Source organism: Halalkalibacter oceani (assembly GCF_023715605.1).
GTDB lineage: Bacteria > Bacillota > Bacilli > Bacillales > Bacillaceae_D > Halalkalibacter > Halalkalibacter oceani.
In genome coordinates, this window is the sequence record NZ_JAMBOL010000022.1 from 20,449 (window position 1) to 43,425 (window position 22,977).

Below are 22,977 nucleotides of genomic sequence, written 5' to 3' on the forward strand. Positions count from 1 at the left end.
AGGACGAAGTGCTTTATTCCTGCAGCTGCTCCCATTCTTCCATGTATCTCTCGATAGTTGGATGAAGCTGATCGATTTTTTGCTGGAGAGCCAGAGCCTTCTCGTGATTGGAGTAAATCTCGGGATCACAAAGCGCTTCTTCACATTTGGCAAGCTCCGTTTCCGCCTGTTCAATAAGCTGCTCGAGCTCTTCAATTCGGCGTGTACGCTGGCGTTCCAGTTTTTTCGCTTCCTTGTCCGCCTCATAATTCCGTTTGTCGGACTGTTCTTCTGGTTGGGTCGGGTTCCCGGCTTCCTCCTGTTCCAATTGCTCGCGCTGTTGCATTTCCGCTTTTTTCGTTACATAGTAGTCGTAATCACCAAGATAATTCGTGATTTGACCATTCTCAAGCTCGGCCATTCTTGTCGCAATCCGGTTGAGGAAGTAACGGTCATGTGAGACGAAAAGCAAGGTGCCAGGATAATCAATCAAGGCCGCTTCCAGCATTTCTTTTGCGTCGAGATCGAGATGGTTCGTCGGCTCATCAAGAATCAGGAAATTGGCTTTTTGCATCATTAGCTTCGCCAAGGCAAGGCGCGCCTTTTCGCCGCCGCTTAACGCCGACACTGGCTTGAGCACATCATCCCCACTGAATAGAAAGTTGCCGAGCACGGTCCGGATTTCCTTTTCAGGTAATAACGGATAGTCATCCCACAGCTCCTGCAGCACAAGCTTGTTCGATTTGAGATTCGCCTGCTCCTGATCGTAATAGCCAATCGTTACGTTGCTGCCGAGTCGGATCGTTCCGTCCTGAAGCGGGATTGCCTTCATTAACGCTTTTAATAGCGTCGATTTGCCGGCTCCATTTGGACCGATCAGGGCGACGCTTTCGCCGCGGTCGATCGCCAAATCAAGATTGCGGAAAATCGAGTGCTCGCCGTAGGCTGCATGAAGGCCGGTTGCCCGCAGCACTTCATTTCCGCTTTGTCTGTCAATCTCAAAAGAAAAGGAAGCGGATTTCTCGGAACCTTGAGGCCGGTCGAGCCGCTCCATTTTCTCAAGCTGCTTGCGCCGGCTTTGTGCCCGCTTTGTCGTCGAGGCGCGAACGATATTTTTTTGAATGAAGTCCTCGAGCTTGGCAATTTGCTCCTGCTGCTTGTCATATTGCTTTACTTCAAGCTCGTAGCGCTTTGCCTTCTCCTCGAGGTAATCACTGTAATTTCCGTAGTATTTGGTTGACTTCGTTCTGGAAATCTCAACGACCTTTGTGACGATTTTATCGAGAAAATAACGGTCATGGGAGACGATCAAAATCGCTCCTTTATAGCCGAGCAAATAATGCTCAAGCCAGGTTAAGGTGGAAATGTCGAGATGGTTGGTCGGTTCATCAAGAATAAGCAGGTCCGGCTTTGTCAGAAGCAGCTTTGCTAAAGCAAGCCGCGTCTTTTGCCCGCCGCTTAGCGTGGCAATTTTCGTGCTGTATTCGAAGTCGGCAAAGTTCATCCCGGCAAGCACGGTCCGGATGTCGGCTTCATATTGATAGCCGCCTTTATCCTTGAAAGCGAGCTGCTTTTCATCGTATTCCCGCAGCAGCTTTTCATAGCGCGTGGCGTTTTGCAGTAAATCAGGGTCGGACATTTGCGCTTCCAGCGTGCGCAGCTGTTGTTCCATTTGGCGCAAAGGCTCAAAGACAGTCAGCATTTCATCCCAGATCGACAGGTTGGATTCGAGTCCAGTGTCCTGGGCGAGGTAGCCAAGCTCCATCCCTTTAGGGAGCATCAGCTCGCCCTCATCATAGGAAAGCTGTCCGGCAATGATTTTCAGCAAGGTTGATTTGCCGGCTCCATTACGTCCGACGAGGGCAAGACGTTCTCCAGTTTGGATATCTAGTTTAATATTTGATAAAATAGGCTCTGCACCGAATGATTTTGAAAGATTGATGCACTGTAAAACAATCATGATTTTCCCTTTCTATCTTCTGGCAAGATACGACGTGTTTTCAAAAAAGCTGTATACTGTGAGTGTATCGCAGAATTAATCTTTCAACAACTTATTGAACATGAAACGAAACCACTTACAAACTGTGTGAAATGGTGTACAATGAAAAAATGAGGATCATGTCCTCGCAGGTAGGAGGGAGGCGCTGATGAAAAGTGAGCAAACGAAGATTCCCCAAGCAACTGCAAAGCGGCTGCCTTTGTACTATCGGTTTTTGGAGAATCTCCAGGCCTCAGGAAAACAGAGAGTATCGTCAACAGAATTGAGTGAGGCAGTGAAAGTAGATTCAGCGACCATTCGTCGCGACTTTTCCTATTTTGGAGCACTTGGGAAAAAAGGCTATGGCTATAATGTCAATTATTTGCTTTCTTTTTTTCGTAAGACACTTGACCAGGATGAATTGACGAAAGTGATTCTTGTCGGTGTCGGCAACCTTGGGACAGCCTTTTTGAACTACAATTTTTCTAAAAATAATAATACTGAAATTGTGATGGCGTTTGATGTTGATCAGGAAAAGGTCGGCAAGGACATTGGTGGAGTGACGATCTATCATCTTGAACAGCTGACTGAGCTGATTGATCCGGAGGTGACGGTCGCCATTTTGACAGTCCCGGCTCTCGCTGCGCAAAAGATTGCCGATCAGCTCGTGCAATCAGGAATTAAGGGAATCCTTAATTTCACACCGGCCCGGCTGGACGTGCCCGAAGAAGTCCGCGTCCATCACATTGACCTGTCCGTCGAATTACAGGCGTTAGTTTATTTTCTAAAGCATTATCCCGTATAATAGGAATACTCCGACCGGGAGTATTCCGAAAAGCAAACGGGTGGCGAACGGAGCGGCTTGACGGCCCACCGGGAGTATGACTGCAAGCGAAGTTCCTCAGCGAAGCTGTTGCTGAGTATGATAAAAGGACAAGGAGGTGCTACCTATGGGATTAGGAGCAGGAAGTATTGCGATTATTGCGCTTGTTGCATTGTTGATTTTTGGTCCGAAAAAACTGCCGGAGCTTGGAAAAGCTGCTGGGAATACACTACGTGAATTCAAGCATGCAACAAAAGGCTTGGCGGATGATGATGACGATAAAAAGAAAGATAATAACAAAGCCTAAGCAGGAAGGGTTTATCCATGGAACAAAAAGATATGTCGGTGATGGAACACATTGTGGAGTTAAGGCGGCGAATAATCATCACACTCGCTTTCTTTGCAGTGGCTTTTATCGCCGGCTTTTTTTTAGCGACTCCTTTAATCACATATTTGCAGAGCACGCCAACCGCAGCTGATTTGCCGATGAACGCCTTTAAAATGACCGATTCAATCCGGATCTTTATGACGTTCGCATTCGCGAGTGCGTTAATCTTAACGTTCCCAATTATTCTGTATCAGCTTTGGGCTTTTGTCCGACCCGGCCTTCATGAGAATGAACAGAAGGCGACATTGTCCTATATTCCGCTTGCATTTTTGCTGTTTTTAGCGGGAATCGCCTTCGCTTATTTTATTTTGTTTCCTTACCTGGTTCAGTTCATGAGCAATTTAGCAGAGCGGCTCGGTATTACGGAACAGTATGGGATTAATGAATACTTTACGTTTCTTTTTCAGGTGACGCTCCCATTCGGTGTGTTATTCCAGCTCCCTGTGATCGTGATGTTTTTAACGAGACTGGGGATCATAACCCCGATGCTGTTAAGCCAGGTGCGCAAGCTAGCTTATTTTGTGCTGCTGGTCATCGCCGGGATGATTACCCCGCCTGAAGTCATTTCGCATTTAATGGTCACGGTGCCCCTCTTGCTGCTCTATGAATTCAGTATTTGGGTGTCATATGTGACGTACCGGAAAGTACAAAAAGCAGAAAGAGAACGGGAAGAAGCGGAAGCAGCCGATTCATAATAAAGGTTGAAAAACGAGCAGGGAAACAGGTTCCTGCTCGTTTTTTTGATTAGAGGAATCGATATGATCCTAGGGCAACAGCAGCAAAGGAACTATTCCTTCTTAATTTTGGCTCTAGAATAAATGTTGGGGTATTCGCACAATGAGGACAAAAAAAGACACGCAAGCTCCTTTGATCCTGTTATCCTTGAATTGACGAGAAACAAAGAAAGGATGGAGCAGCGTGCAACAAAAGTCTATCATGAAAATCCCAGGATTAAAAGAGGTCAACGTGACAAAGATAGAAGAACGCGAGGACATGGTGGCGATTCATGTGGAGGTACCAAGGAAACCCCATGAATGTCCGGCCTGTCAAACGATGACGACGCGTGTGCATGATTATCGAATCCAAAAGATCCAGCACCTTAAATGGTTTGAGCGGAAGGTCGCTTTGTTTTATCGAAAGCGCCGGTATGCTTGTCCATGCGGAAAGAAGTTCGCGGAAACGGTATCGTTTGTGAAAAAGTATCAACGCCAGACCATCGAGTGGAACCAGGCGTTGGGTATGAGGGTGATCGAAGGGAAGAACTTTACGGATACAGCCAAGCAGTTCCATACCTCTCCGACGACGGTGATGCGGAGGTTCGATCACCTGTCAGCTTCGCTGGTAAAGGAAGTGGATCAGCTTCCGCCGGTGATCGCGATTGATGAATACAAGGCAGACACGTAGGAAGGGACCTACCAGCTCATTCTAGCAGATGCTCAAACACGCCGCCCTCTCGACATCCTTCCCGACCGCTCTGCCAAGACGTTACAACGGTATTTGGAGAAGAAGGGGGAGCATGTGCAAATAGTCGTGATGGACTTGAGCTACTCATTCAAATCAGCGGTACAAAAGGCACTTGGCAGCCCGGTCATTATTGGGGATCGGTTCCATTTTTCCCGCTACATGATTTGGGCCTTAGAGGCGGTTCGACGAACCGAACAGAAAGCCTTCCACCCCTATGACCGGAAGAAGTGCAAGCGACTCAGAAGCATTTTCTACAAGCGAAGAGAAGAGCTGACCGAGAGGCAGCTATGGTACGTAGAACGGTACTTGTCCCTTTCTGACGCTCTACGAGAGGCCTATGAGCTGAAAGAAGCGTATATGGCATGGTTTGATCGGGCGAAAGAGCGGGGCAAGGAAGGCAAAATGGTGGAGGTCAAAGAGGGACTTTATGCGTTCTATGAAAAAGTGGAACAGAGTCACCTTGACGCCTTTCAGAAAGCCATTCGAACATTCCGGAACTGGGAAACTGAAATCTTAAATAGCTTTGCGTTTGGGTACACCAATGGATTTGTCGAAGGACTCAACAATCAAACGAAGGTCATCAAGCGGAATGCGTTTGGCTTTCGAAGATATGATCGGTTGCGCAACCGGATCTTACTTCACCATCAATACAAAGACATCACATTCGGGGTAGGATAAGGAGTCATCCTCTCGCTATCCCAACATTTGACGTAGAACCTTAATTTCACACAATAGTTTGTGAAATATTGAACAAAGTGTGAAATGTGTAAGATATGGTAGTCAAATTGATCTAAGTCCGATATACTTACCTTATAAACATTGTGAAAACATTCACAATATCATTTTAAGTGAACATGAATGAGGGGGACATTTTGATGATTGGACAATTTTTACGAGAAAACAAGGTAGTAGCAGGAATTATGGTCATATTACGCCTCTATTTAGGCTGGGCCTGGCTATCTTCAGGAGTTGGCAAGGTAACAGGGGGATTTCATGCGGGAGGTTTTTTGGAAAGTGCGGTAACGAATCCCGTGATGAAGGGGGAGGAAGTTTTATATCCTGTTTATGTAACGTTTTTAGAATCTGTGGCGATTCCGTATGCCGATCTATTTAGTCTCGTTGTCGCCTGGGGAGAGATTCTTGTTGGTTTAGGACTGATTACTGGTATTTTGACTTCTGCCGCTGCTTTTTTTGGCGTAGCGATGAATATGGCCTTTTTATTTGCCGGAACGATTTCTACAAATCCGCTGCTTATTTTGATTTCTATTTTTATTATGGCGGCAGGGGCCAATGCTGGACGGTTTGGGGGAGACCGTTGGGTGCTGCCTTATCTACGCCGGCAGCTTTTGCGAAAGAGAGAGGACTTGCATGTTAAGATTGAGCAGCGTGAAGGACTGCTGCAAAAATAAATGATTTAAATGAATAAGCTCAGGGGCATTAAAGAGGCACTGACTATATTCACTGCTTTCAGATCCGGGACACAGGGTGAAAAAAGATCATCCCTGTTCCCCGGTTTTTTCTGCTTTCTCAAAGCAACCTAGCTTACAATCCATTGCGCCGCTGTGTTTAGAAATAATGAACAAATGGTATAGAAAAAAAGAATAAATCATGACAATGTGATTCCTTTCACAAAATATTCATTGATCATTTTCTCGGCGGCTTTTTCGATATGTTACAATCGCCTTGTAAAACCTATAGTGATAGTGGCAGTAGTGAAAAGCTTGTCTTGGCTCAATTTTAAAGCCCATTTTAATTTGAATGTGAAAAGGTGAGCATTTTGTAAAAGGATGAATAAAAAATTTACAGGATGATGAAAAAAGATGCCTTTGGTGTTTTTCTAAGGAGGGTGAGGAGAAATGATGGAGTACGATCCGGTGATATACAGTCGGATATTAACAGGTGTGACGTTGGGCTTTCACGCGATTTTTGCGACAATCGGGGTCGGTATTCCGCTATTAATTGCCTTGGCGGAATGGATCGGAATTAAGCGAAATGATGAGCATTACCGCTTGCTTGCGCGTCGGTGGGCGCGCGGGTTTGTGATAACGGTGGCGGTCGGAGTCGTGACAGGAACGGCTATCGGCCTCCAGCTAAGTTTATTGTGGCCCAGCTTTATGGAGGTTGCCGGGCATGCGATCAGTTTGCCAATGTTTATGGAGACATTCGCGTTCTTCTTTGAAGCGATCTTTCTTGGGATTTACCTTTATACGTGGGATCGTTTTAAAAAGAAAATTCATCACTGGCTGCTGGTGATTCCGGTTGTGATCGGCGCTTCGGCTTCGGGATTTTTTATCACGACGGTCAATGCTTTTATGAATTCACCTTACGGAATTACAGTGGAGAACGGGGTTATCACGAATATTAACCCGCTTGCGGCGATGTTTAATCCGGCGACGCCGACCAAGGTCGCTCATGTTCTTTCATCAGCTTATTTAACATCGGCCTTCATTCTGGCCGCGATTGCCGCGATTTATTTACTGCGGGGCAATCAACATGTTTATCATAAAAAAGCTCTACATTTAACGATGACGGTCGCTTGTGTATTTGCCATCGTCACCGCACTGATCGGCGATTTGTCCGGTAAATATTTAGCGGAATATCAGCCGGAAAAGCTTGCGGCGGCTGAGTGGCATTTTGAGACGACGACGGAAGCGCCATTGATCTTAGGCGGAATTTTGACCGAGGATGGAGAGATTGCTTATGCGCTGGAGCTCCCGTATGCTTTAAGCATTCTTGCCCACGGAGATCCGGGGGCAGAGGTAATCGGCCTCGAGGAATTTCCTGAAGAAGACTTGCCGCCGATGATCGTCCATTATTTATTTGATTTGATGGTCATAAGCGGGATCTTCCTGGCTGCGGTTTCGATGTTGTTTGTCATCATGCGGCTCAGAAAGAAATGGAATGAGCATAATAAGCCGCTGCTGTGGGCGATTCTTGCCGGTGCTCCGATTGCGCTATTCGCGATTGAAATGGGCTGGTTCTTTGCAGAGATTGGCCGGCAGCCTTGGATTCTCAATGGCTTTATGAGAACCGCGGAGGGAGCGACTACGTCTCAGCATGTTGACCTGATGCTCTACCTCTTTATTTTGCTCTATTTGGTACTGGCGGTGTCATGTGTGACCGTTTTACGGAAAATGTTTAAATCGAATCCGGTTGAACAGGAATTACTTGATCGGGGAATCGAATAGAGGGGGGAGATCATGAATTATGAATTAATTGGAATTACCGTGTTGTGGACATTCTTATATGGCTATTTAATTGTCGCGTCGATTGATTTCGGCGCCGGCTTCTTTAGCTACTATTCGACAGTAACCGGACGGGAGCATATTATCAACAAAGTGATCAACCGTTATCTTTCCCCGGTCTGGGAAGTGACCAATGTCTTTCTCGTATTCTTTTTCATCGGCATTATCGGTTTCTTTCCATCGACGGCGTACTACTATGGCACGGCTTTGCTGATTCCCGGGAGTTTCGCGATTGTTTTGCTGGCGATCAGAGGCTCGTATTATGCCTTTTATCATTACGGCTTCCGTGGAAACCGGCTCTATAAGTTTCTGTATGGGGCGACGGGGCTGTTGATTCCCGCTTCCTTATCGGTTGTGCTGACGATTTCAGAGGGTGGCTTTATCGTCATCGAGAACGACAATGTCATGCTTGATTACGGCGCCTTGTTTTCCAGCTTCTACTCATGGTCGGTCGTTATTCTGGCGATTGTCAGCGTGCTTTACATTTCGGCCTGCTTCCTGACGTTTTATGCTTATAAAGCGCGGGATATGAAGGCGTTTGAGGTATTAAGAGGCTATGCGTTATTCTGGAGCTTTCCGACGATTTTGGCAAGCGTGCTCGTCTTCTTTGCCCTCAATCAGCATAACCCGGTGCATTTTGCCAAGATGGTGGATATATCATGGGTGTTCAGCTTATCCTTTCTGTTTTTCCTTGGCGCCGTCTATTTTGTCTGGAAAAAGCGGCAGCTCGGTTTAGCCTTTATCTTTGTTATGCTCCAGTTTGCCACGGCCTTTTTCGGCTATGGAGCGTCTCATTTGCCGTATTTGCTCTATCCGCATTTAACGATTTATGACGGCTTTACGAACGAGGCGATGGCCATTGCGCTGATCGTCGCCTTCATAGCCGGTCTCTGCCTGCTAATTCCGTCACTCTATTTGTTAATGCGCCTGTTTCTGTTTGATAATAAATATGTGGAAGGACGAAAATAGGAGGTGGGGTTGTGAACTTCTTTCTGATTATGATCGCACCGATACTCATCGTCGTACTGGCGGTACTCGGACTTTTTTGGTGGGGAGCAAGGGGGAAAAAGAACTGACAATGCTCACTTCGCTTTTACGTTAGTTTGTCTCGGGTTGGTGACGCTGGAGGAGAGGGCAGGTTGAAATCCACCGGCGTGCCGGTTCGTTCAACGCCCGCTTGCGGAAAGCGTGCCCCCATCCCGGGAGCGGGTTCAAAGCTTTGGATCGTGACAAATCCTTATACCAAAAAAAGCCTGTCGAACCTCTCGCTTTTGCGAGACTTTGTCGACAGACTGAAAGAAGTGACAATGCTCACTTCTTTTTTTTATTTTGCTTTTGGACTTGTTTGATGCCCCGACGCAGGCGAAAGAAGCGCAGGGAGATCATAAAGTCGATCGCGGCGAATGAAATAATTAACAAGCTCCATACGGTCCAGCCTGTGCTGCTTACACTTTGAATCGCGAAAAAGACGAGCAGACAGCCGACAAAAAAGTAAAGAAGCGCCATCATTAATGGCGATGCTCTCATAGTAATCCTCCTGTAATCATTGACATTTGCTGTTCAAGTTCCTCAAGCTGTTCCAACCATCTCTCAAGATCATCAACAAGCAGGACGTTGACGACTGATACGAACAGGTTAAGGGAGACATGGGCAACAATCGGGACAAGGATCCGTTTCGTTCTGACATACAAGTAGGCAAAGACAAAGCCCATCGCCGTGTAAACGAGTAAGTGAGTGAAATCGAAATGGATCGCCGCAAAAATAAGGGAACTGATAAAGCCGGCAATCCAGAAATTAAACCGTTTATACAACGCCCCGAAAATGACAAGCCGAAATACGATCTCCTCCAAAATCGGTCCAATCACGGAAACGACGATAATAAAAGCCGGTAACGCCTGGGCAAATTCAATGATTTGCTGTGTATTCTCTGAGCCAGCTTCAATTCCGAACAGATAAACCTCAATTAAAGCGGCTGCATATTGGGCGGCGAAAACCATGAAAACCCCAATGATTGTCCAGCGTACTGCTTCGCCGCGCGAAGAACGCCCGCGAACCATATGGCGATCCCGCATATCGGGTGCAAGTAGAAGGAGGATAACGAGAAAGCCGAGACCAAAGCTGAACAGGCTCCAAATCCCGGGAATCTGCTCTTGTGCAACGCCGAGGTTTCTGAGAATAATTACCCCCGGTATCGCTGATAGCTGCATGATGACATATGTGATCAGAATCCACCAATATCGTTTATTCAATATGCTTTTCTCCTTTTTATATAAGGTCTATACATAATAAACTGTACTTATAACTAACAAGCATCTTCTCATTTTATCATATTTTATAGCGAAATAAGAAGGGAAGCGCCCAACTGAATAGAAAAGAACAAAGAGGGAATAAGCAGGAAGGATTTGGAGAAGCTAGAGGAGAAAATTGACTCGTTTTGTCGTTATTTTTTTTGATAAAAGACTTGCAAAATAAGGACGATATGATTATCATAATAATTGTGTTAGCACTCAGTGCTAATGAGTGCTAATAAAATTATAATCAAAGGTTTGAAGGAGGGTGTTTTCCTTGTTAAAGCCATTAGGTGATCGAATTGTGATTGAATTAGTTGAGTCTGAGGAAAAAACTGCAAGCGGAATTGTATTACCGGATTCTGCGAAGGAAAAGCCTCAAGAAGGAAAAGTCATCGCTGTTGGAACCGGCCGTGTAACGGACAACGGTGAGCGTATCGCGCTTGAAGTAAGTGAAGGTGACTCGATTATTTTCTCTAAATATGCGGGCACTGAAGTGAAATATGACCACAAAGAATATCTCATTCTTCGTGAAAGTGATGTTCTCGCTATTATCGGGTAAGGATCGAGAATAGGAACTACATACAATCAATTAGGAGGTAGAAACGATGGCAAAAGACATTAAATTTAGCGAAGACGCACGCCGTTCAATGCTTCGCGGTGTTGATGCATTAGCAAATGCTGTAAAGGTTACGCTTGGACCAAAAGGACGCAACGTCGTTCTTGAGAAGAAATTCGGTTCCCCATTAATTACAAACGATGGTGTAACAATCGCCAAGGAAATCGAGCTTGAAGATGCCTTTGAAAACATGGGTGCGAAGCTTGTTGCTGAAGTAGCGAGCAAGACAAACGATATTGCAGGGGACGGGACAACAACGGCAACGGTTCTTGCGCAGGCTATGATTCGCGAAGGACTTAAAAACGTCACGTCCGGCGCGAACCCGATGGTGATCCGAAAAGGAATTGAAAAAGCGACAGCAGCTGCTGTGGAAGAGCTTAAAAAGATTTCTAAGCCAATCGAAGGAAAAGCATCGATTGCACAGGTTGCGGCGATCTCTTCGGCTGATAATGAAGTCGGTGAAATCATTGCTGAAGCAATGGACCGCGTCGGAAACGACGGCGTAATCACAATTGAAGAATCAAAAGGGTTCTCAACTGAGCTTGAAGTCGTAGAAGGTATGCAATTTGACCGCGGTTACGCTTCTCCTTACATGGTAACAGATTCTGATAAGATGGAAGCTGTTCTTGACAACCCTTATATTTTGATTACAGACAAGAAGATTTCTAACATTCAAGAAGTTCTTCCTGTGCTTGAGCAAGTGGTACAGCAAGGCCGTCCAATCTTAATCATTGCTGAGGATGTAGAAGGCGAAGCGCTTGCGACTCTCGTTGTCAACAAGCTTCGAGGTACATTCAACGCTGTTGCCGTTAAAGCTCCTGGCTTTGGTGACCGTCGTAAAGCAATGCTTGAAGATATCGCGATCCTTACTGGCGGTGAAGTGATTACAGAAGATCTTGGTCTTGACCTGAAATCTGCTACAATTGAGCAGCTCGGACGTGCCGGCAAAGTAGTTGTCACAAAAGAGAACACAACCATTGTCGAAGGCTCCGGTGCAGCTGATCAAATCGCGGCTCGCGTCAACCAGATCAAAGCACAAGTGGAAGAAACAACTTCTGAATTTGATAAAGAAAAGCTGCAAGAGCGTCTTGCTAAGCTATCTGGCGGTGTTGCCGTTCTTAAAGTCGGTGCAGCAACAGAAACTGAGCTTAAAGAACGCAAGCTTCGCATCGAGGATGCCCTGAACTCTACCCGCGCCGCGGTAGAAGAAGGTATTGTCGCTGGTGGTGGTACAGCGCTGATCAATGTAATCCAGGCTGTTCAAGCTGTTGATGCAGAAGGTGACGAAGCAACTGGTGTCAACATCGTTCTTCGCGCTCTTGAAGAGCCGGTTCGCCAAATCGCTCACAACGCAGGCCTTGAAGGTTCAGTAATCGTTGAACGCCTAAAAGGCGAAGCAGTCGGCCAAGGCTTCAATGCCGCGACTGGCGAGTGGGTAAACATGGTTGAAGCTGGTATCGTTGACCCAACGAAGGTGACACGCTCTGCCCTTCAACACGCAGCATCTGTCTCTGCAATGTTCCTCACAACAGAAGCAGTAATCGCCGACAAGCCTGAAGAAAACGAAGGCGGCGGCGGAATGCCTGACATGGGCGGCATGGGCGGAATGCCTGGGATGATGTAATCATCACTTGAAACACTTTATTTAAGAAAGTTTCGCCTAGTAGGAGACCTTTCATAAGTCATCTGTAGACTTTTGGAAGGTCTCCTTTTTATTAAACCTTTAAAGTAAAACATTTAAAATAATATTTGCAAGGTTATAATAATTATGGTAATATTCAGTTAATAATTAAATATTTAGCGGGAAACCCCGATAGATAGCAGATTTCATCTGTCTATTTGTCGGGGTTTTTTTGTTGGAAGGAGGATCGTTTTATGTTTACATGTATTATAATTTTAGTAATTATTAGGGCTACTCTAGTAGTAAAAAGAGTAAAAAAAGCTAAATTTGTAAAAAAGGTTAAATCGGTTCAATTTAAGATAACATTTAGATAAAGAAGTGAAAGTTGTCGAGAGGCCTTGTTCTAGAAAAAATGCGTTTATGATACAGCCATCTGCTAACTGGTCTCAGCTTTGAAACTATTGTATGTTATACATAGACTAAGATGAAAAAACAGCTCGGGAAAAGAGCGAATGAAAGGGCGTTACGGATGGAGCCATTTACGGAACGGGCCATTCAGATTATGAAACAAATACCGGAAGGAAAGGTGATGACTTACGGACAAGTCGCCGCATTAGCGGGAAGCCCGCGTGGGGCAAGGCAGGTCGTGCGGATTTTGCATTCCATGAGCAAAAAGCATCGTCTCCCCTGGCATCGGGTGATCAATGCCAAGGGAGAGATTGGGTTGAAAGATGACGAGGCGTTTCAGGTGCAAAAGCTCTCCCTCGAAAGCGAGGGCATAGTGTTTACGGCTGATGGTCGTATTGAGCTGGAGCGCTATCAGCATCGGCCGTGAGAGAGGTCAGACGGTCTTCTGCTGCAAAAATTTGTTGGCAGGCTTCGCTAGGCCAAGGTGGTCTCGAAGGGTTGAGCCGTGATAGTCCTGTCTGAAAAGACCGAGATCCTGGAGAATCGGGACGACTTCATCAGTAAATTCCGTAAAGCCGCCCGGAAGATACGGTGGCATAATGTTGAAGCCGTCCGCGGCCTCGCTCAAAAACCAGGTTTGCAAATTGACGGCGATTTCCTCTGGAGTGCCGATCAATAAACGGTGTGAGCGGGTGCCGCCGAAGCGTTTGCCAAGATCGCGCAAGGTGAGCTGTTCTTTCTCGGCCAGTGCCTGGACGAGCTTAAAGCGGCTTTGGTTGCCGCGTATTTCCGTGAGCGGAGGCAATGGGCCGTCAAGCGGGTATTGCGACAGATCATGATTCATGCTGTCTGATAATAAAGCCAGGCCGGCTATCGGATCGACGAGCTGCTCGAGGTAGTCGGCTTTTTCTTTCGCTTCCTGAGGCGTGGAACCGATAATCGGCATAACGCCGGGCATGATTTTCAGACTTCCCTGTGGTCTGCCTGCTTTGATTAAGCGCTGTTGGATGTCCTGATAAAAGTCCTGCGCTTTTTCCAATGTTGGCTGGGCGGTAAAAATAACATCGGCTGAAGCAGCGGCGAAATCTCTTCCGGTCGGCGACGAGCCTGCCTGAATTTTGATCGGATGGCCTTGGGGAGGACGTGGGATGTTCAAGGGGCCGCGAACTTGGAACCATTCTCCTTCATGATCGAGGTAATGCACTTTTTTCGGGTCGGCGAAAAGCGGCGTTTCCTGATCAAGCACAATCGCATCATCTTCCCAGCTGTCCCACAGCGAGGTGACGACCTCGAGAAACTCTTTCGCGCGTGCATAGCGCTCGCTATGTTCAAAGTGCTGCTCGCGGTTGTGATTCAACGCTTCTCCGTCATTCGTCGAGGTGACGATATTCCAGGCGATCCGCCCCTCTGTCAGATGATCAAGCGAGGCGAATTTGCGCGCCAGGGTGAACGGCTCATTATAGGAGGTTGATGCTGTTGCGGCGAGGCCGATCTTTTCCGTGACGGCGCCGAGAGCTCCGAGGAGCGACACCGGCTCTAAGCGGACCGGCGGAATGAAGGTCAAAGTCGCGTCAAAGCGGTTTTCGTAGCGGTCTGAAATCGCCAGCCGGTCTGCGAAGAAAATCATATCAAATTTTGCAGCCTCGGCTTTTTCGGCGATCTGCTTATAAAAATTGAAATCGGTGAACCCTTTCAAGTCGGTATCAGGGTGACGCCAGGCTGCGCCATGATGCCCGACGCCCCATATAAATGCTCCTAAATGAAAAGAACGTTCATGTGCTGTCATTTTGTTTTCCCCCTTTATTCCTCGATGTTTATCATTGCTTCAGTGACGTCGATTTCCCGCGGGACTTCTCCTGTTTGATAAAAGGTGTCTGCTACTTCCTGCTGTGCTTGAATCACTTCTTCGGTCAGCGGATAGGCGGAGCCCCATGCCTGGCGTGATAAGGAGCGTTCCCAGATGTTGACGGCGACTCCTGTATCCTGAAACAGCAGCTCGGCGGTTGCCTGAAGGTCGGCCTGAGCGCGGTCTTCCGCTTTGGCCAGCTCATCGATCGCAATGCGGAGAATATCCGAGTGCTCATTGGCAAACGGGCGGTACGCTAAATAAAAGTTATATTGAGCAGGGACGTCGGATCGCGTTGCCAGAGGCTTTGCCTGAATTGTGATTTCTGCATCGGCAAAGCGTGGGTCCGGCACGACCCAGGCATCAATATCCTTGCGTTCGAAGGCGGTGCGGCCTTCGCTGTACGCCAGATAAGTCGCCTCAATATCATCAAGTGTCAGCCCGACTGATTCCAGGGCTTTTATGAGGAAATAGTGACCGGCGGAGCCTCTGGCGGCGGCAACCTTCTTCCCTTTTAACTCCTTGAGACTTGATAAAGGAGAATCATGCTGCGTAATGATGCCATACCCTTCCTGGGAAGAGGGGGCATAGCCAACATAGGCAACGTCAGGACCATCGCCGGATTGGGCAAATACTGGCGGAGATGTCCCCGTATAGCCGAAGTGGATCTCGCCGACATTAAGAGCTTCCAATAAAGGCGGCCCGACGGAGAATTCGACCCATTCCACCTCGATTCCCCGTGGCTCCAATGCTTTTTCCAGTTCACCACTTGCTTTTAAAATGGTCAGATTATCGCCCTTTTGAAAGCCGACTTTAAAAACGTCGGGATCTCCACCAGCCGTATCTTCCTCCGGGTGCCCGGGCGCCGCTTCGCTTACTGAATCTGTTTCTTTGGCTCCGCAAGCTGTTAGCCAAAGCGCTGTAACGATTATCATGAAAAAGAAAATGCTTCGTTTGTTCGTCCGCATAATATCTCTCCTTTTCTTTTTCTTTTTTTAAAAGAAGGGCGTCGGCTGCACCCGTTACGTGGCAGTCTGAAACAACCCCGTTTTCAGCCAGCCTTAAAAGATGGTAACGGATCCGCACGCCGCTTCTAAGAAAAGCCGCTACGCGGTTTTCTTATTGAACATTTTGTCTCAACTGGCTTGAGGGCGGCGCATGGCCGAGAACGCGATCTAAAATGTCGCCGACGAGATTGGAAAAATGACTGTTGCGCCTGTCTCTTGGCCGCGGAAGGTCAATCCGGGTATTCATGGCGATCCTTCCATCCTCGATTACGATGACACGGTCCGCCATGACGACAGCTTCTTCGACATCATGAGTGACAAGCAGGGAGGTAAACTTCTGCTCCTGCCAAATGCCCTCGATTAATTGCTGCATTTCGATTCTTGTCAGTGCGTCAAGAGCCCCTAAAGGTTCATCAAATAAAAGCAGGCGGGGCTGGCTCATCAGCGCCCGGGCGAGAGCGACCCTTTGCCGCTGGCCGCCGGATAATTTAGCAGGCCACTCGTTTATTTTGTCGGCGAGTCCAACTTTCTGAAGCAAAAGATGAGCCTCTTCTTTCCAATCTCCCTTTAGCCCAAGTCCGACATTGTTCAAAACCGTTAGCCAGGGCAGAAGTCTTCCTTCCTGAAACATCATCCGCATATCTTTGTGGATGCCGGTTAAAGGCTCGGTACCGGCTAAAATCTCACCGGAAGTCGGCTGATCGAGCCCGGCAATTAAGCGGAGCAATGTGCTTTTTCCGCAGCCGCTTTTACCGACGATCGCGATGAATTCGCCTGGAGTGATTGCCAGGTTCATGCCTTTAATAACTTTCGTGCTTTGAAATGATTTATGAAGATTGACCGTTTTGATGCTGATTCCGGCTGGATGTCCCTCCATGTTAATTCCCCTCCTGTACGCTGTAATTCGGATGCCATTGCAACAGCCTTCTTTCCATAGCCCGGGCAATCACGTCCGACAGCTTGCCGAACAGGGCGTAAATAATCACGCTTAACACGACGATATCCATCTGCATAAATTCACGGGCGTTGGTCGCCATATAGCCAATACCGGAATTGGAAGCGATTGTTTCGGCGACGATGAGGGTGAGCCACATCACGCCGAGTGAAAAGCGCAGGCCGACGATAATCGAAGGGAGCGCGGCCGGTAAAATCACCTTCCAAAAAAGTGAAAATCCTTTTAACCGGTAGACGATCCCCATTTCTTTTAACAGAGGATCGACGTTTTTAATCCCATGGTACGTGTTTAAATAAATCGGGAAAAACACGCTGGAAGCAATCAGAATGACCTTCGATTCTTCTCCGATGCCAAACCAGACAATCACAAGAGGAATAAGCGCCAGGTTCGGAATGTTGCGGATCATTTGCATCGACGTATCCAGTACTTGTTCCGCAAGCTTCCAGATTCCGTTGAGCAGTCCGAGTAGAAAGCCAATCCCTCCACCAATGGCAAATCCGTAAAAGGCTCTGCTCGCGCTTGATTGAATATAGTCGGGTAACAGGCCGGACTTCGTCAAGTCAACGGCGGCTTCCAGAACACTGAGCGGCGCCGGCAAAATCCTTGTTGAAATGATGCCGAGCTGAGTCAGCAATTGCCAGGATACGAGAAAACCAACGGGCAGGCACCATGGGAGTATCTGATTCCGGAACCAGCCATTCTTTGCGATGAGCGGTTTAAGAATAGTCAAACGTCACACCTCCTTGATTATTTCATGTTAGCCTCATCAGCAGCCCTTATTTTCAACGAAAAAAGCACTCATTCCCGTGAGGAACAAGTGCTTTCGGTCGACCGATCAGCTGGTTGAAAAATTTGAAATTTGCAAATTCGTGATGAGTAATCTTATACTAAAACATACTAATCTGATTTGTCAAGTGTGTTTTAATGGATGTAGTGTCCTTCTTTTCCCATCGGATGAAAATCGACTTGTAAAAAGGAAATACTTACCGCTATACTAGCCTTGAGTTGAATGCTGATTTTAAGCAAGAAGGAGGGGGAGCGTGTGGCGGCTTTTTGGATGTGGCTGATGCTGCTGATGGTGGCGTGGATTCTGGCAATAAACGGCTATGCCGAACCGGTTCATGCGATGCCGGAAAGAATTGCAGGGGCTGCCGGCTTTTTTGCCTTGTTTTTTCTTTCCCCGCTTTTTAGGAAGCAGGAAGGGCGCTTTACCGCTTTATTAGCTTGTGCCGCGGTAATGGCTATCGCCGCTCTATGGCCGGAGCAAGAAGGTGCCGTTAACCCTTATCCTTTACTTGTTTTTACGATGATCGCGGGAAAGGCTGTCTATCGCCTGAAGGCTGTTCAGTCTGCTTTGATTGGCGGGCTGCTATTGCTCGGTTCGATTCTTCCTGCCTTTTTCGGCTACTCCGTCTTTCATCCGCTGTTTCTTCTCGTTTACAGCGTGATGCTCGGAGCAGCATTTGTGATGTATCGCCGCTTGTTTCTGAAAGTCTCAGACGTTACGCTGCGAAATGAGGCTTTGCTTAGTGAGTTCCGTAGAATGAAGCGGCAGCTTGTGGCGGGCGAAAAGCTGGCGCGGCAGGAGGAGCGCGGGCAAATTGCCAGGGATATTCATGATTCTGTCGGCCATAAGCTGACGGCCCTGCTCATGCAATTGGAAGTATTTCGGCTGGAGGCTGCCGCCGGGACGAAGGAGAGAGTGAATGAGCTGAAGCAATTGGCGAAAGAAAGCCTGGAGGAAACACGCAATGCGGTGAAGACATTGAAGGAGGATGATATGGCTGGATTATCGGCTATCATCAGCTTAATCCGCCGGCTGGAGGCCGAGAGCTATCTTCGCATTCATATGTCGGTGAAGCACGGCGCTTTCACGGCGCCGCTGAGCAACGAGCAGGCAACAGTCGTTTACCGGGCTGTTCAGGAAGCGCTGACGAATGTGATGAAACACGCGAAAAAGAAAGAAGCCACTATCTTATTTGAAGCCCCCGCGGGAACAGTTTTTCGTTTTGAAGTGGCGAATGCGACAGATGATGAGCAGCTTTCCTTTAGAGAGGGGTTTGGTTTATCCTCGATGAGAGAGCGGGTCGAGCAGGCGGGCGGCCATTTGGACATACGGCATTATGATGGGAGTTTTATTGTACGTGGTACGTTGCCATTGCTGCAAAAAGGGAGGGATAGGGAATGATTCGGATTTTGTTGGCGGAGGATCAGGGAATGGTGCGCCAAGGCTTGAAAATGATGATCGAAACCGATCCTGAGCTTACGGTCGCCGGCGAGGCAAGCGATGGAAAAAGCGCCGTCGCTCTCTGTGAAAAGCATCTATTCGATCTCGTCATCCTCGATATCCGGATGCCGGTCATGGACGGACTGGAAGCGGCGAGGATCATTCATTCGCGCTGGCCGGAGCAGATGATGCTGATTCTGACAACATTTAATGATGAGCAATATGCACTGGAGGCGTTAAAGGCCGGGGCGAGAGGATACATGCTCAAAAATGCGGAGCCTGAAGAATTCATTCGTGCGATCCGCAGCTGTTTAGCGGGCGGGATCATGCTGCAGGATCAGGTGGCGGCGAAGGTGATGCCAAAGCTGATTGACGAAAGAGCCGAGGCGGAAAGCCCCGATCCGTCTCTGACGCCACGTGAGCTTGAGATTATTCGCAAAGTTGGAGAGGGAAGAAGCAATAAGGAAATTGCAAATGAACTAGGCTTATCTGTCGGCACGATCAAAAACCAGATTAGTGTCATTTTAGATAAACTGGAGCTAAGAGACCGAACACAGCTGGCGATTTACGCAATTCGCAGAAAAATTGTGTAGCAGCCATATAGGGGATTCCTTGCACGCCGAGGCGGCGGTTGAAGGAATTCCTTTTTGTTTTTCGAGGGGGCGAGGCAGGGCGCTGCTTCTAAGAAAATGACTTAAGTCATGAAAAAAGCGATAAAGCAATGACGGAGGATAGTAGGCAGCGGACCGTCGGCGCTTTACAATAAAGGCACAAGGTAAGGATGGAAGAAGGAGGTAGGGTTGATGCTGGAAACGGAGGAGCTATCAAAAAGCTTTAAAGGAATCACGGCGGTGGAAGGGGTTAACATTTATATGGAAAAGGGGGAGTCGATCGGCTTGCTCGGACCGAATGGAGCAGGGAAGTCGACGACGATTTCGATGATTTCATCTTTGCTGCGGCCTGATTCAGGAGATGTCCGGCTTTACGGAAAAAGTGTGATTCAGGAGCCGAACGCGATTCGCCGCGTGTTGGGGATGGTGCCGCAGGAAATCGCTTTGTATCAAGAGCTGACCGCTTATGAAAACCTGAAATTTTTTGGCCGGATCTACGGATTGCGGGGCAAGCAGCTTGAAGCAAAAATACAGGAGGTGCTGGAGCTGGTCGGCTTGACGGATCGGCAAAAGCAGCTCGTCCGCACTTATTCGGGCGGTATGCAACGACGCGTAAATATGGCGGCGGCGATGCTCCATAATCCTGAAATTTTGATAATGGATGAACCGACCGTCGGGATCGACCCGCAATCAAGAAGTCATATTCTTGAAATGGTAAGGGAGCTGAATCAGAAACAGGGGCTGGCGGTGCTGTACACCAGTCATTACATGGAGGAAGTAGAGCGCCTCTGCGACCGCTTATATATCATGGATCATGGTCGGGTAATCGCGGCGGGGACAAAGGAAGAGCTGAAAAGTATTTTATCAGGAGAGGAAGCGATCCTGATTGATTTAGAACGGCCAAATGGCGGGTTGTTTAACGAGCTGGAAGCCAATCAAGCTATCATTCAAACGATTGAAACGGAAAAAGGGCTTAAACTGATTGTCCCGAAAGGAAGCAAAATGCTCGCTGAAATCTTTCAGGCGGCTGAACGGAACGATGCTCAGATTTTGCGCGTCAATGTCCAGGTTCCGACATTGGAGGATGTATTCTTGCATTTGACGGGACGGAAGCTGCGAGACTAGAGGAGGAAAAAAGATGATAGATATGCTGAAAAAGGACTTCCTCACCTTGATTCGTGATCGGACAGAGCTGCTCATTTTGCTGTTTATGCCGATTTTATTAATTACGATATTAGGATTTGCGTTAAAGGGCGTGATGGAAGGTGATGTCGCACAATTTGAGATAAAGGCGGCGATTGTCCAGCATGATCAGGCCGAGCATGGAATAGAGAGATTTCATACAATGCTGGATGAAAGGGATTATCCGGAAAATGTCGCTGCTGAATGGACGGAGCTTGCGGCGGAAGTCAGTCCCTATCAGCTGCTGACGGGGCTGTTTGACGATCATCTCGGTGGAGCGGTCGAGCTTATCGCGATGGAGCCGGACGAAGCCGGGAGCGCCTTAACGGAAGGAGAGATTGCCGCCGTTTTGACGATACCGGAAAATTTCACTTTTGATTCCTTGCAGAAAATGCTGCTAAATGAAGGTGACGGGAGTCAATTGGAAATAACCGTCCATGAATACGGCTCTATATATGCGGGCATTTTTTCTGATATCATTGATCGTTTTGTTAATCATCTTAATTTTGAGACGGCGCTCGCTTTCGCGGTCGGAGAAAGGACAGATTTCTCCGCAGAAGCGTTACGTCCAGGAGGGATCGAGACAGTAACGGAACGGGAGCCGGTCACCTCGTTTCAGTACTATACGATCGGGATGGCGGTCATGTTCGTTTTATATGTGGGCGCCACTCTTTCCAGTAAAGCGTTCGTCGAAAAAAAGCAGCATGCGTTGAACCGGATTTTGCTTTCCGGAATCTCGGTTTATAAATACTTGGCGGGAAAATGTATTTCAGCTGTCGTCATTTCCTATATTCAGACGGTGATTTTGTTCGGCTTTTCCGCCTTGGCTTTTGGGGGATACCAGCATACGGCCGAATTCTGGCTTGGTCTTGGATTGATTGCTTTTATCGTCTCTATCTGTATCGGCGCGATTGCCGTTCTGCTGACAACGATCGTGATTCGCTTTGAGAGTGACACGGTTTCCCATATTTTTGCCGGCGGAATGGTGAGCCTGTTCGCCTTTGTTGGCGGGAGCTTCTTTCCGACCGCTGTATTGCCGGAGTTTGTCACCGCCATCGGCGGCTGGACGCCAAATGGCGCCGCTCTGACCGCCTATCTTCAATTGATGCAGGGGTTTGCGATGAGTGAGCTGCTTGTGCCGCTCAGCAGGATCGCCGGTTTTGCGCTGCTGTTGTTAATCGCCAGTGTCATGATTTACCCGGGGAGGTCGATGTCATCATGAAATCTGTTTTTTTGCTGCAATGGCAGCGATTTAAAAGAGCGCCGGTCCTGGTCCTGTTTTTCTTTGGCCTGACATTATTGTTTGTGTTTTTTCTGGCGGGCTTCCGTTCAGAGAGTGAACTGACAGTTTACACATACGGTGATGAAACCCTTACAGTGGAGGAACGGGACGGCTGGTTGGAGAAATTAAATGAATCCGGCGCCTTGCGCTTTGTGTGGGTTGAGGAAGAGGAGGCAAGGCATGCTGTCGCCACAGGGATGGTAAGCTTGGCGCTTCGGCTTATGAAGGACGACTATCGTCTGCTAGTCGCTACTGATGAACAAACCCACTATGTCGTTGACAGCTACGTCAATCAAGTATTCACCGAGGAACTGCGCATAAGACAGCTTGAGGCGTCAGAAAGAGCAGATATCCGCTCCGAAGTAGAGCGTTTTTTGGCTGAACCTGTTCTTACGGTTTCCAGCACTTCATTAGCCGGAGCGGATGGCGTTTTTCTTGATGAGGAGCGGCTTCATGTCTTATTTGGGATGACGTTGTTTTTTTCGATCTATACGATTATGTTCAGTTTAATGAACGTCGCAGAGGAAAAACGGGAAGGGACATGGAATCGGCTGATTGTTTCGCCACTCCGTAAATGGCAGGTCTACACCGGCCATCTTCTCTATTGCTTTATCATTGGCATCCTGCAGATTGTGGCGGTTTTCTTCATCTTCTACTATCTGTTGGATTTTGAGCTTGGCAATCGCTTTGGTACCATGCTGATTGTCATTGGCTGCTATGTGTTTGCGATTGTGGCTTTAGGAATGCTGCTCATCGGTCTCGTCAGAACATCCCAGCAGCTTCAGGCGGTTATTCCGATCACATCGACAGCGATCGCGATGCTGGGCGGTGCCTTTTGGCCGATTGAGATCGTGACGAATGAAGTGATGTTGCTTCTCGCACAGGCGATGCCGATTTTCTATGCGATGGAAGGTCTGAAAGGAGCGTCGCTCTACCAGTATGGCGTCGGCGAAATTGCCACCCCGTTATCGTTTCTGCTGCTTATCGGCGTAATCTGTATGGGGATCGGCATCAATTTGATGGAGCGAAAATAGGAAAGGGCCCGGGCAAGGTC

At 47.9% G+C, this 22,977-nt stretch carries 22 protein-coding genes and 1 pseudogene; 16 read left to right on the forward strand and 7 right to left on the reverse strand.

Annotated features, from left to right (window positions below; genetic code table 11):
* Positions 1-13: 13 nt before the first annotated feature.
* A complete protein-coding gene (locus M3202_RS17365; protein ID WP_251224528.1) occupies positions 14-1,939 on the reverse strand; it encodes an ABC-F family ATP-binding cassette domain-containing protein in 1,926 nt (641 codons plus the stop codon).
* Between the two features lie 187 nt (positions 1,940-2,126).
* Between M3202_RS17365 and M3202_RS17370 the strand changes: the two genes are divergently transcribed.
* The 8 genes and pseudogenes from M3202_RS17370 (at position 2,127) to cydS (ending at position 8,953) form a co-directional block, all read left to right on the forward strand.
* The gene (locus tag M3202_RS17370; RefSeq protein ID WP_251224529.1) at positions 2,127-2,762 is read left to right on the forward strand and encodes a redox-sensing transcriptional repressor Rex; all 636 of its coding nucleotides are present in this window, start codon (positions 2,127-2,129) and stop codon (positions 2,760-2,762) included.
* A 145-nt stretch (positions 2,763-2,907) separates the two neighbouring features.
* The gene (locus tag M3202_RS17375) at positions 2,908-3,087 is read left to right on the forward strand and encodes a twin-arginine translocase TatA/TatE family subunit (protein WP_251224530.1); all 180 of its coding nucleotides are present in this window, start codon (positions 2,908-2,910) and stop codon (positions 3,085-3,087) included.
* 17 nt (positions 3,088-3,104) lie between these two features.
* Positions 3,105-3,863, forward strand: a complete 759-nt coding sequence (gene tatC / locus M3202_RS17380; protein ID WP_251224531.1) for a twin-arginine translocase subunit TatC — start codon at positions 3,105-3,107, stop codon at positions 3,861-3,863.
* 241 nt (positions 3,864-4,104) lie between these two features.
* Positions 4,105-5,310: pseudogene (locus M3202_RS17385) on the forward strand (ISL3 family transposase).
* Positions 5,311-5,507: 197 nt separating this feature from the next.
* Positions 5,508-6,041: a DoxX family protein gene (locus M3202_RS17390; RefSeq protein ID WP_251224532.1), complete on the forward strand. Its 534-nt coding sequence runs from the start codon at positions 5,508-5,510 to the stop codon at positions 6,039-6,041.
* A gap of 447 nt (positions 6,042-6,488) precedes the next feature.
* Positions 6,489-7,820, forward strand: coding sequence for a cytochrome ubiquinol oxidase subunit I (locus M3202_RS17395; protein ID WP_251224533.1), 1,332 nt, complete (start codon positions 6,489-6,491; stop codon positions 7,818-7,820).
* 12 nt (positions 7,821-7,832) lie between these two features.
* Positions 7,833-8,846, forward strand: a complete 1,014-nt coding sequence (locus M3202_RS17400; RefSeq protein WP_251224534.1) for a cytochrome d ubiquinol oxidase subunit II — start codon at positions 7,833-7,835, stop codon at positions 8,844-8,846.
* 11 nt (positions 8,847-8,857) lie between these two features.
* On the forward strand, positions 8,858-8,953 hold the full coding sequence (cydS, locus tag M3202_RS22735; RefSeq protein ID WP_390189184.1) for a cytochrome bd oxidase small subunit CydS family protein: 96 nt from the start codon (positions 8,858-8,860) through the stop codon (positions 8,951-8,953).
* A gap of 235 nt (positions 8,954-9,188) precedes the next feature.
* Here the strand turns inward: cydS and M3202_RS17405 are convergent, their stop codons facing one another.
* Both M3202_RS17405 and M3202_RS17410 read right to left on the reverse strand, forming a co-directional pair.
* The gene (locus M3202_RS17405; RefSeq protein ID WP_251224535.1) at positions 9,189-9,404 is read right to left on the reverse strand and encodes a YdiK family protein; all 216 of its coding nucleotides are present in this window, start codon (positions 9,402-9,404) and stop codon (positions 9,189-9,191) included.
* Positions 9,401-10,126 carry a CPBP family intramembrane glutamic endopeptidase gene (locus M3202_RS17410; protein ID WP_251224536.1) on the reverse strand — a complete coding sequence of 242 codons (726 nt, stop codon included), beginning with the start codon at positions 10,124-10,126 and terminating at the stop codon, positions 9,401-9,403. Before M3202_RS17410 ends, M3202_RS17405 begins: the two co-directional genes overlap by 4 nt.
* Before the next feature lie 316 nt (positions 10,127-10,442).
* Here M3202_RS17410 and groES point away from each other — a divergent pair, with 316 nt between their 5' ends.
* From groES to M3202_RS17425, 3 genes are all read left to right on the forward strand, one after another.
* Complete coding sequence (gene groES / locus M3202_RS17415; protein WP_251224537.1) at positions 10,443-10,727, forward strand: co-chaperone GroES; 285 nt, start codon at positions 10,443-10,445, stop codon at positions 10,725-10,727.
* A gap of 46 nt (positions 10,728-10,773) precedes the next feature.
* On the forward strand, positions 10,774-12,408 hold the full coding sequence (gene groL, locus M3202_RS17420; RefSeq protein WP_251224538.1) for a chaperonin GroEL: 1,635 nt from the start codon (positions 10,774-10,776) through the stop codon (positions 12,406-12,408).
* A 526-nt stretch (positions 12,409-12,934) separates the two neighbouring features.
* A complete protein-coding gene (locus M3202_RS17425; protein ID WP_251224539.1) occupies positions 12,935-13,240 on the forward strand; it encodes an MGMT family protein in 306 nt (101 codons plus the stop codon).
* Between the two features lie 6 nt (positions 13,241-13,246).
* On the opposite strand, the gene M3202_RS17430 is transcribed toward M3202_RS17425, so the two are convergent.
* The 4 genes from M3202_RS17430 to M3202_RS17445 form a co-directional block, all read right to left on the reverse strand.
* Positions 13,247-14,599, reverse strand: coding sequence for an LLM class flavin-dependent oxidoreductase (locus M3202_RS17430; protein WP_251224540.1), 1,353 nt, complete (start codon positions 14,597-14,599; stop codon positions 13,247-13,249).
* 14 nt (positions 14,600-14,613) lie between these two features.
* Positions 14,614-15,627 (reverse strand): aliphatic sulfonate ABC transporter substrate-binding protein, encoded by a 1,014-nt coding sequence (locus tag M3202_RS17435; protein WP_251224541.1) that lies wholly within the window; start codon positions 15,625-15,627, stop codon positions 14,614-14,616.
* 151 nt (positions 15,628-15,778) lie between these two features.
* Positions 15,779-16,543, reverse strand: a complete 765-nt coding sequence (locus tag M3202_RS17440; protein WP_251224542.1) for an ATP-binding cassette domain-containing protein — start codon at positions 16,541-16,543, stop codon at positions 15,779-15,781.
* A gap of 1 nt (position 16,544) precedes the next feature.
* Positions 16,545-17,351, reverse strand: a complete 807-nt coding sequence (locus M3202_RS17445; protein WP_251224543.1) for an ABC transporter permease subunit — start codon at positions 17,349-17,351, stop codon at positions 16,545-16,547.
* Positions 17,352-17,663: 312 nt separating this feature from the next.
* Here M3202_RS17445 and M3202_RS17450 point away from each other — a divergent pair, with 312 nt between their 5' ends.
* From M3202_RS17450 to M3202_RS17470, 5 genes are all read left to right on the forward strand, one after another.
* The gene (locus M3202_RS17450) at positions 17,664-18,809 is read left to right on the forward strand and encodes a sensor histidine kinase (RefSeq protein WP_251224544.1); all 1,146 of its coding nucleotides are present in this window, start codon (positions 17,664-17,666) and stop codon (positions 18,807-18,809) included.
* Entirely contained in the window at positions 18,806-19,441 is a 636-nt protein-coding gene (locus M3202_RS17455; protein ID WP_251224545.1) for a response regulator, read from the forward strand. The genes M3202_RS17450 and M3202_RS17455 overlap by 4 nt, the downstream gene beginning before the upstream one ends.
* A 210-nt stretch (positions 19,442-19,651) precedes the next feature.
* Positions 19,652-20,584, forward strand: a complete 933-nt coding sequence (locus M3202_RS17460) for an ABC transporter ATP-binding protein (RefSeq protein ID WP_251224546.1) — start codon at positions 19,652-19,654, stop codon at positions 20,582-20,584.
* Between the two features lie 13 nt (positions 20,585-20,597).
* Positions 20,598-21,863 carry an ABC transporter permease gene (locus M3202_RS17465; RefSeq protein WP_251224547.1) on the forward strand — a complete coding sequence of 422 codons (1,266 nt, stop codon included), beginning with the start codon at positions 20,598-20,600 and terminating at the stop codon, positions 21,861-21,863.
* Positions 21,860-22,957: an ABC transporter permease gene (locus tag M3202_RS17470; protein ID WP_251224548.1), complete on the forward strand. Its 1,098-nt coding sequence runs from the start codon at positions 21,860-21,862 to the stop codon at positions 22,955-22,957. The genes M3202_RS17465 and M3202_RS17470 overlap by 4 nt, the downstream gene beginning before the upstream one ends.
* The last annotated feature ends 20 nt before the right edge of the window (positions 22,958-22,977 follow it).

What these genes read in the sequence shown, in the direction of transcription:
- M3202_RS17455 (WP_251224545.1), top strand. Translation starts at nt 18,806, where the DNA reads ATGATTCGGATTTTGTTGGCGGAGGATCAGGGAATGGTGCGCCAAGGC.
- M3202_RS17365 (WP_251224528.1), bottom strand. Translation starts at nt 1,939, where the DNA reads ATGATTGTTTTACAGTGCATCAATCTTTCAAAATCATTCGGTGCAGAG.
- groL (WP_251224538.1), top strand. Translation starts at nt 10,774, where the DNA reads ATGGCAAAAGACATTAAATTTAGCGAAGACGCACGCCGTTCAATGCTT.
- M3202_RS17430 (WP_251224540.1), bottom strand. Translation starts at nt 14,599, where the DNA reads ATGACAGCACATGAACGTTCTTTTCATTTAGGAGCATTTATATGGGGC.
- M3202_RS17405 (WP_251224535.1), bottom strand. Translation starts at nt 9,404, where the DNA reads ATGAGAGCATCGCCATTAATGATGGCGCTTCTTTACTTTTTTGTCGGC.
- M3202_RS17390 (WP_251224532.1), top strand. Translation starts at nt 5,508, where the DNA reads ATGATTGGACAATTTTTACGAGAAAACAAGGTAGTAGCAGGAATTATG.
- M3202_RS17460 (WP_251224546.1), top strand. Translation starts at nt 19,652, where the DNA reads ATGCTGGAAACGGAGGAGCTATCAAAAAGCTTTAAAGGAATCACGGCG.
- M3202_RS17470 (WP_251224548.1), top strand. Translation starts at nt 21,860, where the DNA reads ATGAAATCTGTTTTTTTGCTGCAATGGCAGCGATTTAAAAGAGCGCCG.
- M3202_RS17440 (WP_251224542.1), bottom strand. Translation starts at nt 16,543, where the DNA reads ATGGAGGGACATCCAGCCGGAATCAGCATCAAAACGGTCAATCTTCAT.
- M3202_RS17465 (WP_251224547.1), top strand. Translation starts at nt 20,598, where the DNA reads ATGATAGATATGCTGAAAAAGGACTTCCTCACCTTGATTCGTGATCGG.
- M3202_RS17395 (WP_251224533.1), top strand. Translation starts at nt 6,489, where the DNA reads ATGATGGAGTACGATCCGGTGATATACAGTCGGATATTAACAGGTGTG.
- M3202_RS17435 (WP_251224541.1), bottom strand. Translation starts at nt 15,627, where the DNA reads ATGCGGACGAACAAACGAAGCATTTTCTTTTTCATGATAATCGTTACA.
- tatC (WP_251224531.1), top strand. Translation starts at nt 3,105, where the DNA reads ATGGAACAAAAAGATATGTCGGTGATGGAACACATTGTGGAGTTAAGG.
- M3202_RS17370 (WP_251224529.1), top strand. Translation starts at nt 2,127, where the DNA reads ATGAAAAGTGAGCAAACGAAGATTCCCCAAGCAACTGCAAAGCGGCTG.
- M3202_RS17375 (WP_251224530.1), top strand. Translation starts at nt 2,908, where the DNA reads ATGGGATTAGGAGCAGGAAGTATTGCGATTATTGCGCTTGTTGCATTG.
- M3202_RS17400 (WP_251224534.1), top strand. Translation starts at nt 7,833, where the DNA reads ATGAATTATGAATTAATTGGAATTACCGTGTTGTGGACATTCTTATAT.
- M3202_RS17425 (WP_251224539.1), top strand. Translation starts at nt 12,935, where the DNA reads ATGGAGCCATTTACGGAACGGGCCATTCAGATTATGAAACAAATACCG.